This window comes from Apibacter sp. ESL0432 (genome assembly GCF_019469225.1).
GTDB lineage: Bacteria > Bacteroidota > Bacteroidia > Flavobacteriales > Weeksellaceae > Apibacter.
Genome location: NZ_CP048266.1, coordinates 98,992 through 114,469, shown reverse-complemented (window position 1 = coordinate 114,469; position 15,478 = coordinate 98,992). Strand labels below are relative to the sequence as shown.

Annotated in this window: 9 protein-coding genes; 1 reads left to right on the top strand and 8 read right to left on the bottom strand. The window is 32.9% G+C overall.

The window, feature by feature from the left end:
* Positions 1 to 5: 5 nt before the first annotated feature.
* On the bottom strand, positions 6 to 4,505 hold the full coding sequence (gltB, locus tag GYM73_RS00500; RefSeq protein ID WP_220233796.1) for a glutamate synthase large subunit: 4,500 nt from the start codon (positions 4,503 to 4,505) through the stop codon (positions 6 to 8).
* Between the two features lie 332 nt (positions 4,506 to 4,837).
* Between gltB and tssD the strand changes: the two genes are divergently transcribed.
* A complete protein-coding gene (gene tssD / locus GYM73_RS00495; RefSeq protein WP_105296336.1) occupies positions 4,838 to 5,224 on the top strand; it encodes a type VI secretion system tube protein TssD in 387 nt (128 codons plus the stop codon).
* Between the two features lie 232 nt (positions 5,225 to 5,456).
* Here the strand turns inward: tssD and recA are convergent, their stop codons facing one another.
* The 7 genes from recA to GYM73_RS00460 form a co-directional block, all read right to left on the bottom strand.
* Entirely contained in the window at positions 5,457 to 6,479 is a 1,023-nt protein-coding gene (gene recA, locus GYM73_RS00490) for a recombinase RecA (RefSeq protein ID WP_160542507.1), read from the bottom strand.
* Positions 6,480 to 6,577: 98 nt separating this feature from the next.
* Positions 6,578 to 7,036, bottom strand: coding sequence for a thioredoxin-dependent thiol peroxidase (gene bcp / locus GYM73_RS00485; protein WP_160568577.1), 459 nt, complete (start codon positions 7,034 to 7,036; stop codon positions 6,578 to 6,580).
* A gap of 213 nt (positions 7,037 to 7,249) precedes the next feature.
* Positions 7,250 to 8,173 (bottom strand): GYDIA family GHMP kinase, encoded by a 924-nt coding sequence (locus GYM73_RS00480; RefSeq protein ID WP_220233795.1) that lies wholly within the window; start codon positions 8,171 to 8,173, stop codon positions 7,250 to 7,252.
* Positions 8,174 to 8,193: 20 nt separating this feature from the next.
* Positions 8,194 to 8,604 carry a thioesterase family protein gene (locus tag GYM73_RS00475; protein WP_105296340.1) on the bottom strand — a complete coding sequence of 137 codons (411 nt, stop codon included), beginning with the start codon at positions 8,602 to 8,604 and terminating at the stop codon, positions 8,194 to 8,196.
* A gap of 89 nt (positions 8,605 to 8,693) precedes the next feature.
* Entirely contained in the window at positions 8,694 to 10,649 is a 1,956-nt protein-coding gene (locus GYM73_RS00470) for a putative porin (protein ID WP_220233794.1), read from the bottom strand.
* A 208-nt stretch (positions 10,650 to 10,857) separates the two neighbouring features.
* Complete coding sequence (locus tag GYM73_RS00465; RefSeq protein ID WP_220233793.1) at positions 10,858 to 12,273, bottom strand: RagB/SusD family nutrient uptake outer membrane protein; 1,416 nt, start codon at positions 12,271 to 12,273, stop codon at positions 10,858 to 10,860.
* A 17-nt stretch (positions 12,274 to 12,290) separates the two neighbouring features.
* Entirely contained in the window at positions 12,291 to 15,362 is a 3,072-nt protein-coding gene (locus tag GYM73_RS00460; protein ID WP_220233792.1) for a SusC/RagA family TonB-linked outer membrane protein, read from the bottom strand.
* Between the last annotated feature and the right edge of the window lie 116 nt (positions 15,363 to 15,478).

The window sequence follows — 15,478 nt, the reverse complement described above, 5'->3', positions numbered from 1 at the left end:
ATATCTTAATAATCGTATTCTAGTTTTGAAATTTTCTCATTTATTGCGCGAATTTTTTCTTCTTGCAAAACTCTTTTATATTCTATTGGAGTAACTTTAATAAAAGAATTTACTTCGTTTATCCAATTATCCAATAACCTTTTAGCTAATGGGCTTGAAGTGTGTTTGTAATGATTGCTAATAAGATCATTTAATTCACGTATATCGCTAATGTCTTCAATTAAGGAAAGTTCAACCATTTCCATATTGCAATAGTAATCGAAATCGCCATCCGGATTATATACATAAGCGATACCGCCACTCATACCGGCTGCAAAATTTCTTCCTGTTTTACCCAGCACTACCGTTCTTCCTCCGGTCATATATTCACAACAATGATCTCCTGCGCCTTCAACTACTGCAAGAGCTCCACTGTTTCTTACACAAAAACGCTCTCCTACCTGACCGTTAATATATACTTCGCCTGAGGTTGCACCATATAAAAGTGTATTTCCCGCTATAATGTTGTTTTCAGGCATAAAGTTAGATGAATCGGGAGGCAACAAAACAATATTACCGCCTGACAATCCTTTTCCCAAATAGTCATTTGCATCCCCTTTTAATGTAAAAGTGATTCCTTTGGATAAAAAAGCTCCGAAGCTTTGACCTGCCGATCCTTTAAATGTGCAATGAACGGTATTATCCGGTAATCCGTCGTTACCGTATTTTTTTGCCACTTCTCCTGACAGCATTGTTCCCACTGCTCTATCCGTATTTTGAATGGTACGTTTCAATGATACGGGCATCGATTGATCTATGGCATTGCGACAAGTGTTTATTAATTCTCTATCTAAAACTTTATCTATTTTATGATCTTGAAGTTTATTGTGTTTTAAAGAATTTTTATTTTTTTCGGGGTAATATAATATTCTGCTTAAATCTAATTTTTCAAATCTAGGATTTTGAAGAGAGGATTTGGACTTTAACAGATCTGTTCTTCCCACAATATCGTCTAATTTGGTAAATCCCAGAGAGGCTAAATGTTCTCGTACTTCCTCTGCTAAGAAGGTAAAGAAATTTATAAGATAATCACTTTTACCGCTAAATTTTCCCCTTAATTGCTCATTTTGAGTTGCTACTCCTACTGGACAAGTATTCAAATGACATTTTCTCATCATAACGCAACCCAAAATAATCAAAGCACTAGTTGCAAATCCAAATTCTTCGGCTCCCAGCATTGCGGCTATGACAATATCCCTGCCTGTTTTTAATTGTCCGTCTGTTTGAAGGCGAATGTTACCTCTAAGATTATTTAACACCAATGTTTGTTGGGTTTCAGCTAATCCGATTTCCAGTGGTAATCCGGCATGTTTAATAGAGCTTAACGGACTGGCACCCGTTCCTCCGTCGCACCCGCTGATTAAAATTAAATCTGCCTTTGCTTTTGCCACACCGGCAGCTATGGTACCTACACCACTTTCTGAAACCAATTTTACGCTAATTATAGCTTTTGGATTCACATTTTTTAAATCATAGATTAATTGTGCCAAATCTTCAATAGAATATATATCGTGATGAGGAGGCGGTGAAATCAATGAGATACCGGGTATTGAATGTCTTGTTTTGGCTATAATTGTGTCAACTTTAAATCCGGGCAATTGTCCTCCTTCTCCCGGCTTAGCTCCTTGAGCTACTTTAATTTGAATTTCATCTGCATTTACTAAATATTCCGTTGTAACTCCAAATCTTCCTGAAGCTACTTGTTTGATCGCTGATCTAGCATTAGTTGAAAAACGTTCTTTTAGTTCTCCTCCTTCTCCTGTGTTACTTTTTCCCCCGATCGTATTCATAGCAACCGCTATGGCTTCATGTGCTTCTTTACTGATTGATCCGAACGACATAGCACCTGTAACAAAACGTTTCATAATTTCTGATGCAGGCTCTACTAAGTCAATATTAATGGGTTGGGAAATATAATCGATAAAATCTCTTATAAATATTTTATCCTCTTTGTTGTCTACTTCTTGAGTAAATTCTTTAAATTTATTGTAATCTCCGGTTCGTGTGGCAATCTGAAGTTTTGCGATGGTTTCCGGATTCCAAGCATGGGCCTCTCTACCTTTTCTCCATGCATACATTCCTAAATTGTCGTATATGGTTGAATCATGTACCCCTTCGAATGCTTCTTTAAACGATTGGATGGTATCGTATGCTATGTCTTCTAAGTCTATACCTTCTATTTTTGAAATGGTGTGACCAAAATAATCGGACAATACTTTTGAACTTATTCCGATCGCCTCAAATACTTGAGCTCCTATATAACTTTTAAGGGTAGATATTCCCATTTTTGAAAGAACTTTCAATAATCCTTTATGTATGGATTTCATGTAATTTCTTTCTGCTGTTGAAAATACCATTTGTATTTCTCCTTTTTCAACCAAATCATTCAACATGGCAAATGACAGGTATGGATTTACCGCATTGGCTCCGTATCCAAATAATAAGGCAAAATGCATAACCTCTCTCGGTTCTGCTGATTCTACCACCAAATCAATTTGCATACGTTTTCTCTTTTTGATTAAATAATGATGGACAGAAGAAACTGCTAATAATGAAGGAATGGCTATATAGTCCAGGTCAGCTTTTCTATCACTTAAAATAATATAATTGCTTCCTTTGTCCACTGCTTCTTCCGCAGTTTTACAAAGTTCTTCAATACCTTTTTTCAACCCGTAAGCATATTCATCCGGTTGATACGTAAAGGTTATAGGAATTACTGTCGATTTAAATCCTTTATAGTCTAAATTTTCGAGCAAATCCAATTCTTTATTGGTTATAATGGGATAGGCCAGTCCAACCATTTTACAATGTTCGGGCATGGGCTCTAATATATTTTTATGTAAAGAACCTATATATCCGGCTAGGGACATTACTAATTCTTCTCTTATGGGATCAATGGGTGGATTGGTTACCTGCGCAAAATGTTGCCTGAAATAGGAAAATAAACGATTGGGTTCTTTGGATAATATGGCCAAAGGGGTATCGTTTCCCATAGAGCCCACCGGTTCTTTACCGTCTATAGCCATCGGAATTAAGAGTTTCTCTATATCTTCACGATAATATCCATATGCTGATAACATGACATCCAAATTCGGAACTTCATATTTCACGCTTCTTCCCGAAGATATATCATCTAAAGAAATTCTGTTTTTATCTAACCATTGTTTATACGGATAAGCATTTGCCAATTCTTCTTTTAATTCTTTGTCATACTGAACAGTACCATTCATAGTATCAATTAATACCATTTTTCCCGGTTTTAATCTTCCTTTTTCCCTGATTTCTGAGGGATCAAAGGTAACTACTCCTGTTTCTGAAGCTACTACCATCATATCATGATGGGTAATGAGATATCGTGCGGGGCGTAATCCATTTCTATCCAACAATCCCCCGGCATATCGTCCGTCACTGAATAAAATGGTCGCCGGTCCGTCCCACGGTTCCATAAGAATGCTGTGGTATTCATAGAAGGCTTTCAGTTCGGATGAGATCGGATTTTTATCATTCCATGATTCCGGAACCATCATGGCCAATGCATGGGGCAATGACTTGCCCGACATTACTAAAAACTCTAATACATTATCAAAAGATGAACTGTCGCTCATTCCCTGCTGCACAATCGGCCATATATCTTCTATATTTCCTATTTTTTCTGATTTTAAAACGCTTTCACGTGCTTCCATCCATAACCTGTTTCCTTTGATGGTGTTGATTTCTCCGTTATGCCCGACTAAACGAAAAGGCTGAGCTAAGTCCCAGGTTGGAAAAGTATTGGTGCTGAATCTTGAATGAACTAAAGCAATGGCACTGGTAAAATTTGGATGTAATAAATCAGGAAAATAATGTCTTAGTTGTAAAGATGTCAACATTCCTTTATATACAATGGTTTTGGTTGACAAACTTACTATGTAACACCCGCGCTTATTTTTTATATCTGATTCTAATAATGCTTTTTCAAATTTTTTTCTAAGTAAATACAGTTTTAATTCTAATACTTCTTGTGAATATTCTTCTCCTTTTATGAATATCTGCTTTATAATCGGCTCATTTGCCATTGATATTTCTCCAAGTATATCACTATTAACAGGTACATCCCTCAAGGCTAGAAAACTTAATCCTTCTTTTTTGATTAATTCGGACAGTAATTCAAAGGCCTTTTTTTCTTCTTCTTTTTCCTTAGGGAAAAATAACAACCCGCTCCCATATCTGCCCTTTTCCGGAACTGCTATTCCTTGTAGAAGAACAAATTCATGAGGTATTTGCACCATAATTCCGGCTCCATCTCCGGTTTTATTATCGGCGCTTTCAGCTCCTCTGTGGGTCATATTTTCTAAAACTTGAAGTCCGTTTTCAACAATTGAATGGGATCTGACACCTTTGGTGTGGACTATCATACCTACTCCACACGCGTCATGCTCAAATTCCGGATCATATAATCCTTTTTTACAGTATTCACTTTTCCACATAATTTTTACTCAGAATTTTTTAAGTTATAAAAGTAATAATTATAAATATAAATTATTGCATAAATTGCATTATAATTTGTTATTAATAAATTATAAACATAAATTATCTAGTATTTTATACCTTAAAACGCATAGGAAGATTCGATATTATCAATTGATTTTTGAAAAATTAATATCTATCGGAGATTTAACTGAAAATAAGATATATTAATATTTTTATATTTTACAATTAATTTAACATTAATTTAAAAATAAGACAACTTTCATGTACTATATTTGCGTTATAAATTCAATTAACACAATTTTATTAAGATAATCGTAAAACAATCACTATGTCATTTAAAGCGAAATTAGAAGTAGAAGGGAAATCATATAATGTTTTGAATATTAATTACTCTTTAGCTCAAGAAACAGATCCGACCGGTCGCCCGTCTTCTCAAACCAGAGGGGGAAGGATTGAAGTTTCAATTGAATCTACCGGTGAAACTGACATTTTTGAGTGGATGACAAATAGCTTTGAAAGAAAAGATGGTAAAATAGTATTCATTAAAAGAGACAACAATTCTACTTTAAAAGAATTATATTTTTTTGATGGTTATGTTGTGAAATATAAAGAAAATTTTGATTCTTACGGTAAATCTCCTCTAACGGAAACTTTTACTATTTCTGCTAAGAGTATTAAAATGGGAACCGGAGAGCATATTAATGAATGGATTTAAGATTAAAAATCTTTTAATCGGAATTAATTAAATTAAATTTACGCCTATTGTATGGTATTTTTATTTAATTAAGAAATTCTAATATCCCTTTTTGGTAAGATTTGTAAAGTGGTTTCGGATATTAAGTTTCTAATTTTTAAAAATATTTATTTCTTATAAAAAAATAAAACGATGAATTTCAAGAAATTCATCGTTTTTTTATGAGTGTTATAATTAATAACTATTTTACATATTATTGTTCCGCCAATTTTTCTTTAATGCGGGTTTCAATTTCCTCTAATAGTTCCGGATTATCTTTTAATAACTGCTTAACAGAATCTCTTCCTTGTCCAAGTTTCGTATCTTGATAGCTGAACCAGGATCCGGATTTTCCGACAATTCCCATTTCAACTCCTAAATCCAGGACTTCTCCAACTTTGGAAATTCCTTCTCCGTACATAATATCGAATTCTGTTTGACGGAATGGTGGGGCTACTTTATTCTTAACTACTTTTACTTTCACTCTGCTTCCTATTGCATTATCACCATCCTTGATCGGTGAGCCTGATTTACGTATATCAATTCGGACTGAAGCATAGAATTTTAATGCATTTCCTCCGGTAGTTGTTTCCGGGTTTCCAAACATTACTCCTATTTTTTCTCTAAGCTGATTGATAAATATTACGGTACATTTAGTTTTACTAATGGTAGCGGTTAGTTTTCTAAGAGCCTGAGACATTAGTCGTGCATGAAGACCCATTTTAGAATCTCCCATTTCTCCTTCTATTTCTGCTCGAGGAGTTAATGCTGCTACTGAATCGATAACTACAATGTCAATAGCACCTGATCGAATCAGATTATCGGCGATTTCCAATGCTTGTTCTCCATCGTCTGGCTGAGAAATAATCAGATCGTCCAAATTGATGCCCAGACGTTGAGCATAGGTTGGATCGAATGCGTGTTCTGCATCAATGAATGCTGCTATTCCTCCTTTTTTCTGAGCTTCTGCTATTGCGTGTAACGTAAGTGTTGTTTTACCCGATGATTCCGGACCAAATATTTCAATAATTCTTCCTCGTGGATAGCCTCCGACCCCTAAAGCCAAATCCAAACCGAAAGATCCGGTAGGAATGGTGTCTACTTCTTCAACAGGCTTATCTCCCATTCGCATGACTGATCCTTTACCATAGGTCTTGTCTAATTTGTCTAAAATTAGATTCAACGCCTTCTTCTTTGCTTCTGAATTGTTTGCGTCTTTGCTTTCTTTTTCTGCCATTATTTGTTTTACTTTTTATATATATTTAATTTTTTAATTGTTTTTAATCCTTTAAAATATTCGTCGTTTACAAATATCTAAATTAACTAATGTTTATCTTAAAGATTCATAGTTTTAAGGATTTGTTCTGCATGATTCTTTGTTTTTACTTTGGTAATAATATTTTTAATTATTCCATTTTCATCAACTATATAGGTATATCGTAAGATGCCTTCGTATTCTTTTCCCAAAAATTTTTTCTTACCCCATGCTCCAAATGATTCTATTATTTTTTTATCAACGTCTGCTATAAGCGGAAAAGGAAATGAATATTTATAATGAAATGATTTTTGTTTATCTACTGAATCTTTACTTATTCCTATGATTTGATAGCCTTCTTTTTGAAGAGTTGCATAATTATCTCTAAGATTACATCCTTCAGCTGAACAACCCGGAGTATTTGCTTTGGGATAAAAATATATGATAAGTTTTTTTCCTTTAAAATCTGAATATTTAATTATTTTTCCTTCTTGGTCAAGTCCTTCAAAATCAGGAATCTTATCCCCTATTTTTAACATTGTTTTGGGTTTAAACTTTTGGTTATGTAAAGATATTCATAAAAAATATAAGTATCAATTTTTTCAAAACTCTAAATTACATATCCTTACCAACCATCAATCTAAGCAATTATATATCAAACCATTAAACAACCAAATAATTCTCAGCTATAAATTTTCCATTTCTTTCCATGGAGTGTAACTAAATTTCATGAAATACTGAAATTTTAAATGCTATAGTATAAGATCCTTATAATTTTTGATTACTTCATATCCTTTGTTTTTAAAATAAGTTTCCGAATATTCTAATTTTTCGGCCATAATAAAATCTCCTCCCCAAGCTCCCAGACTCTTAACAAACCCCGGATAATCACTGAATAAAACTTTTTTTACTGTATCTATATTGATAAAGTCTGAAATCAATTGTTCATGTTCTGAAATAAGTATCCTAAATTGATTAAAGGTAATTTTTGGGTCTATAATTTCTCGGGTTATATTTGAAACGGCATCTATGAGATTTTCCGACTTCGTTTTTTGTTTATAATGCTGTATTCCTTCTCTTGAATTTTGTTTTTGATTCAAATAAATAAATAAAAGATTTTCCGTTATTGCGGAAGATATTTCTACCTTTTTAATTTTCTTTACTTCATTTTCTTTTAGTTGATAGGTAATAGGCGTATGGGCTTCGGCACACGCTATATCATAACCGCTTCCTCCAAAAGTTTTTTCTAATAATTTATAGGAATTTACTTTTGTCCATTGTGCTATATTATTTATTAAGGTTGAGCTGGTTCCCAAGCCCCAATTTTCGGGAAAGTCCAGCCGAGTTATACATTCGTATCCAACTTTATTTTCAAATTTTGTGCTTCCTAATTTTTGTACTTCTTGGAAAATATGGAGTAATTGTTTTGAAAAATTTAAATTCGTCGTTTCATCGATTTTATTGCTGTTGATATCTAAAACGGTTTTAAACCATAATTTTCCATCACTTTTATAGGCTGTCCATACCAATTTATTAGAAAATTCTTGAGTTTGGTGTATTTGAAGAGATTGTCCTAATCGAGTGGGTACGGCTAAACTTAAGGCACCATCCAGTACCGTATATTCTCCGGTTAAAAGTAATTTTCCGTTACTTTTAAATTTTTGTAAAATACTCAAATTATGAGAGTTTATTCTGTTTATTTTTGAAGATATTTAGCAAATGATTCATCTAATAGCGCTGGCATACTTACACGTCCATTGACTACACTTACTACTTCTGCTTTTGCTTCAGAACATACTTTGTTGTCGGACTTGCGTATAATTTTTTGATTAAATATATAACGAATTCCTTCTTTTTCCAATGAATCTATGGTACATAAAAATTTTTCTCCTCCTTTTAGTGAACTCATATAGCGTACATGAATGCTTATTAATACTAAATCGATTCCTTTTTGGTGTAAATCATAGAAATCTAGCCCATTATGTTCTAGAAATTCATGACGGCCTACTTCATAATAGTGTTGATAATTTGCATTGTTTACGATGCCTTGTGCATCACATTCATAATCTCGTACTTTTAAATCGATTTCAAAAAGAGGAGTATTCATAATTTAATTTTTTATACGTAATAGTAAACTCTAATTTATGAAAAATTTCGCTTATAAAAAAGGAATTGTAAGATTTTTATTTATGGTTTTTAGGTGAATATATACCAGAGTATTCCTATATTTAAACGAAAATCTGTATATGGATTGAGTGGTGAACTGTAGAATTTGTAACCACTAAAACTGGAGTTGAAATGTTGTCCTTCCAGTATAATCAACATTCTTTTGACTTTAAAATGCAGAAATAAATCTAATACGGGATATTCTCCGATATTATAATTTTCTGTTTTTGATTGTAATCTAAACTCGTTGGTTACCGGTAAAAAGAGTCTGGATTGAAATTTATTAAAGTAATAAGCATTTAATCCTAATTGGAATTCTGCATTATTTTTAAATGCTTTTGATTGGTAATAAATGGTTGCTCTACCAATGAAATCCGGCAAGGGTAAGAGTTGTTTATTACTGGTAACATTTTGATATGCTAAATTAGTTTCCAAATGGAATTTTTTATATTGAAAACTGTTTTTCAAACCTACTTGTACTATATCAACCGAAGAACCGGCTTGTTTAGGAAGATAATCACTATCTAAATAGGTATAATTTTTTATATTATAAAATTGTGTAAAAACTCTTGTATTATAAGGTTTTATATGTAATTCTCCTCCAGCTTGAACTGTTCTTTCTTTTTTCGGGTCATCCATAAAATAATTCATGGATTTATAAAAACTTTGATTATACAGCAAGTTTAATGACGGTATCTGAGATTTAACTCCTACATTAGCTTCTAAATAATAATCTTTTAAAGGACTGACTATTAAATGATTGTCTAAGTAATACGAATTTTTAAATTCATCTCCAGTCATTGCCTCTCCTTGTGATTTTAAAACAATTTCTTTCTTCCAGTTAAATGCAAGCTTTCCGGCTATTCCCACTCGATTGTCTTTGAGATTTTTGGGAAAGGAAATACTTGGATCTACTATTCGGTCAAAATTAAATTCTAAATGTTCATATTTTAGTCCTGTTTCCAAATGTAATTTATCGCTCCAATCAAAAACTGCCATGGATTGATTGGTAATCTTTCTAAGTTTTTTGGTGTTGTAATGACTTTTCAAATTGTCTACATCAAAAATATCTTGTTTATCTGAAAAATAGGTATTTAGATTTTTAAATTCTTCATAGGTAAAGTGGGAAGATTCTGCCGAAAAAATATTTTTTATAGATAAAGGATAGGTGTTATGTCCCGAATTAAGAATTCCTAATTGTTGACCGACATAAAATCTTCTTCTTCCATATTTTGATTGCGCTCCTGTAAGATTTACTTCCATTCGGTCACGATCTTTAAATCGGCTGTCTCCATCTTCGAAATTTTTTGGAAATTGAATTCCTCCGTTTTCTTCATCGTCTACATTAGATGTTATATAGTGAGTCCACAAATTATATTTTTGATTTTTGGTATGATAGGCAAGTGTGAATAAAAGTGAATTATTGGAAGCTAATTGTTCTAAATATTTTCCTTCTGAACGTAATCCTCTGTATTGTATGGAATAATTTAGCCTTGAATTGATATTATGTGTAAATAAACTTGATAATGAATGGCCTTGTTTATATCCATTGTTATATTGGAATTCGGTCATCGGGGTCTGAACATCAAAATATCTTACTTCATCTGCTTCTATTAGGTTAAAAGATTTTCCCGTAGGAATTAAATCTATTCCCGAGTTAATTTTAGTTGAAAATAATAAAGGATTAAAAGTATGTCCTATATTGGAAAACGGCATGGCGCCAAAACTATCTTTGTGATTGTACATTTTATTGCTATAGTATTTATCTATAGTTAAAACCGTATCAAAGATTTTTTTCGCATGGTCTTCCGTCCAATATTTATAGGATTGTATGGTTGGGTTATAAATTTTAATTGAATCAGAAGAGATAGTTTTACTGTTTGTTACAGGCATTTCGTTTGTGTTCCCTTCTGAAACCTGAGCAAAAGAAAATATTGAAACTATGCTTGAAAATAAACAGATAAAATATATTCTAATTCTACTCATGTACGTAAACAATATGCAAATATAAAAATAAAAAAACGGCAAAAAAACCGACTGTTTACTCTATATGTTATATTATTCTTAATATCTGTTAAAATAATGCCGAATATCATTATTTACGTTCTGTATTTAAAATTATTTTAGTGTTTATTAAAAAGCTATCTATAAAAAAACCACCTTAAATAAGGTGGTTTTTTGTGTATATAATCTATTAATACCCTTTATTTTGTTGATCTTTATTCATTCCGGCATTATTATCTATTTCGGATTGCGGTATCGGAAAAGCTAATCTGAAATCTCCAACTGGGAAAGTAACATCTTGTTCTCCTGTTAAGTCTATTCTTGTTAAGGTTTTATTCCATCTTAACAAATCCCAAACCCTGAATCCTTCTCCTACTAATTCTTTTCTTCTCTCTTCTTTTACATCATCCATGGTTATTGTTGTTAATGGAGTAATTCCTCTTTGAGCTCTAATGCCGTTTACTAATTCTAAGGCTTCAGCAGTAGAACCTCCTCCTCCCATTAATATGGCTTCTGCCTGATTTAAGGCTATTTCTTCATATCTAACTAACTTTTGATTGGATTCTCCTGTTAATAACGGATATTTACCTTCAATATAGGTTGCATTTTTGGAAGAATTTTGACGCAACATTCCGGTTTTGTCTTTACTATCTTTTTTGATTTTAGCTCTGATATCTTCAGGGTCGTATGCTGCAACTAAACTTGGATTTAATCGGGTATTGGCATATCCTTCTGATGAAAAAATATAACCTACACTTGAAGTACCAATAGCCCCTGCAACGCCATAAGCTAATTCAAATATTGAGTTAAGCCCTTCTATTCTCCAACTGGTTACATATAAACCTTTGTCAATTGGTGCATATTGAGCCGTAACTTCACCGGCATATTTATATACATTAGTATAGTCTTCTTTGTATAAATAGTATCTCGACATTAATCCGGCTATCGCTCCTTTAGTTAATTTTTGTTTAACATCAATGTTATATACTGATTTTTCATAGGCTTGTTGAAAATCAGATTCGATTTGAGCATAACATTCATCTAAGGTTGCTCTTGATACAGCGAATGTTGCCGGGTTGGTTGTATTATCTAAAATTAAGGGAACACCTAAATTTTTGTCTTGTGTATATTTTTGTCCAAACAATTTTATGAGATCGAAATATGCCCAAGCTCGGATTGCATAGGCTTGTGATTTAATTTCGTCAATTTTTTCTTCCGGAGTTCCATCTGTTATAGATGCGTTTATGACAATATTTGCATTGGATATTACTCGATAGATTCTTTTCCATGTTTCACTTGCATAACTGTCGGTTGCATTCATGGTAAATTGAGAAACTGTCTGATATCTTCCGGAAGAGCCTGTTGAGAACATTTCATCACTTCCTCTAACTTCTCCGAAAACTACATAATTACATCCGTAATAATATTGGGATCTCATTAAGGCATAAGTTCCGTTCATAAATGTTTCCAGCTGCCCCAAAGTAGTAATGGGCGTTTCATCTATTACATCGGTTTGTTGCAATTGCGGGTCTGTAAAATCATCTGAGCATGATACGGTTGAAATTAATGATGATAAAACAGTTGCTAATAATATTATCTTTTTCATGGTTATCTTCTTAATTTTTAAAATCCAACATTAACTCCAACAGTAAATGTTTTTAATATAGGTTGTTCAAAGTTACTTCCTCCTCCATTGACATTTTGTTCAGGTTCTATTTTCAGATGCCTTACTTTACTGTCAAAACAATAGGTCCAAATATTGGTTCCTCGTAGATATATTTTAAGGTTAGTTAATCCTATATCATCTAATACTGATTTTGAAAAAGTATATCCAATGGTTAAGTCTCTTAATCTGATGAAATCACCATCATATAAAAATCTGGTTGATGAATAGTTGGATTTTGAAGAATTGGTAAGTATTGGTTTTGGATTTGAAGCATGAGGATTATCCGGCGTCCAGAAATCGCCTTGTTCTTCATATCCTCCATATATATGTATGTATTGTCCGTCACTGGTAGTGTAATTTCTCCATCCATCATATATTTTATGTCCGAAATTACCACTGAAGGTTGCAGATAAAGATATTCTTTTATAAGATATATCTGTTGAAAGCCCTGCCATGTATTTTGGAAGTGTAGTTCCTTGAACGGCTCTTTCTGCTTTATTATAATCGGTAGTTACTTCTCCTCCTTTTCCATTTACATACCATTGTCCTTCTCCTGTAGTAGGGTTAACTCCCGCCCATTTCCTCATATACCAACTTTTTACGGCTTCTCCTTTTCTAACAATATTTACTCCTGTGATGGATTCACCTAACGGAAGATTTGTTACTTCATTTTTTACGTAAGTGAAATTACCGGATAGATACCAGTTGAACCCGTCAGGAGTATCTGATTTGATTATTGTTCCTCCTAAATCTAATTCAATCCCTTTGTTTACCATATCTCCGGCATTAACTAATACGGTAGAGAAACCTGTGGTTAATGATATACCTTTAGGGAATATTAAATCTTTTGTCTTTTTGTGAAAGTAAGATGCTGAAAAATTCAATCTGTGATTAAAAAATTCAGTTTCGAAACCTGCATCAAACTGTCTGATTTTTTCCCAAGTGAAATCTTTATATCCTAATTGATAGATATATCCTCCCGCAGCATCATTATAGTTTAAATCATATCCATATTGTGCAAATGAATTTAAATCGTCATATAGTAATTGATTTCCTAATTCTCCATATGATGCTTTGATTTTTAACAAATCAATGGATGATCCGATTAAAAATCTTTCATTGGAAATATCATAAGCCGCTCCTACAGACCAGAATGTCCCCCATTTATTACCTGAACCAAAGTTATTTAATGCTTCTCTTCTTATCGTTCCGTCCAGAAAATACTTTTTGCTGTAATCGTAACTTACATTCGCTGCATATGCATTTCTTGTAGCGATATAGCCATTTCCGGTGGTTTCTTCATTTTTAACAAAATTATCTGTAGAATATAACCCCAGTCTTCCTAATGTAGTATTTGAAGTGCTTAAGTATTTATAGTCTTTTTTATAAGCTTCTTGTATAATTCGTGTATCAAAGTGATGATTTTCTCCTACTGTGAAAAAGTAATTTAAAATATTCTGAACATTCCAGTTAAAATATCGCACTCTTTCATTAATCATTCTTCCGTTTGTATTTGCTCCGTCTCCATGAATTGGATTATCATATTTATCTCTTTCCATGTTTATATACTCCGGTGCAAAATTTATCACATATCTTAAATTATTAATAATCTTGTACTCACCTTGTATATTAGCAAAAACTCTGGCTGTTTTAGTGGTTATGTAGTTATTTTCCAATAAATACGCGGCATTAAACATACCGTTAAACATTCTTCCGCCTTCTCCTAAATTGTAACTTCCATCCGGATTTTTTGCAGGATCAGTTGGCAGCATAAAGTATTTAGTTAATAACGGATTTGAAAAATATCCTCCGTTTAAAACACTATTTTGTTTGGTATAAGCCGCATTGATATCTGTACGGATGGTTAATTGATCTGTAGCTTTATAATCAGTTGCTAATCTCCCACTAACTCTATCAAAGTCTGTACTTCTTACAGTACCTTCTTGTGAGAAATAATTAAGAGAGGAAGCATATTTTAATTTATCTGAACCTCCGGTTACTCCAATATTTAGGCTGTTTTGAGAGGTATAATCTCTTTCCACAAGTTTAGTCCAATCAGGAACCTCAGTTTTACCATCCCATAACGGCAAAGTGGTTTCTTTTGGAGCCAATTCATTGTTTATATAATCGATGGCTTCTTGTTCTGTTAAATTTCTTTTATTTTTAACCGCTTCTGTTAAAACTCTGTTCCATGTTCCCGGAGTGATTGATTTTGGGCCTTTTACTGCTTTTTTTCCAAAACCTCTTTCCAAGTCAACTGAAAATTTAGCTTTCCCGTTTTTTCCTTTTTTGGTAGTTATCACAATAACCCCCGCTCCTGCATCAGCACCATACAGAGAGGTAGCTGCTGCATCTTTTAAGACCGTATAGGATTCAATATCATTGGGATTTATGGTTGCTAAAACATTCGTTGAAGGGTCTGTTTCGGATTTGTTACGATTATTGGTTAAATTACCTGAAGAAATTCTTACCCCGTCAATGATGTAAATCGGATTGTTATTTCCGTTCACAGAGGTAACTCCTCTCAATCTTATTTGTGCAAGTCCTCCCGGCTGACCTGTAGAGGAGTTTACTGATAAACCTGAAACTCTTCCTGCTAAAGCTTTATCAAATGATGCAATCGGGGCATTTGATATGTCTGATCCTTTTACCACAGATGCTGTTCCAACCACATCTTTAGCATCTCTTATTCTACCGAATCCTAAAACAACTACTTCTTCAATTTCTTTTTCGTCTTTTTTCTCGATTTTTTTAGAAAATTTAAATGCTAAATCATCTTTTGCTATTACTTCTTCAGATTCTTCTTCTAAATTCGTAATTACTAAAACATCCCCAACTTTTCCTGCTGATAATTCAAAATTACCGTCATCATCGGTTCTTGTAAAAGTATTCGTTCCCTTAATTTCGACCTTCGCTCCTATGGCAGGTTCACCATCAGCCTCTTGTACATTTCCTTTAATTTGCCCAAAAGCAAATTGTCCGGATAAGCACAATCCTAGCACACTTAAAATTTTAAGTTCTTTCCTCATACAATAATATATACTTAGTTAAACAACAAAATTCTAACATTTTTTTAATATATCCAAAAATAATATTAAATTATCTTAAAATAATAGCTATTTGTTATAAATATAGTTAAATTATT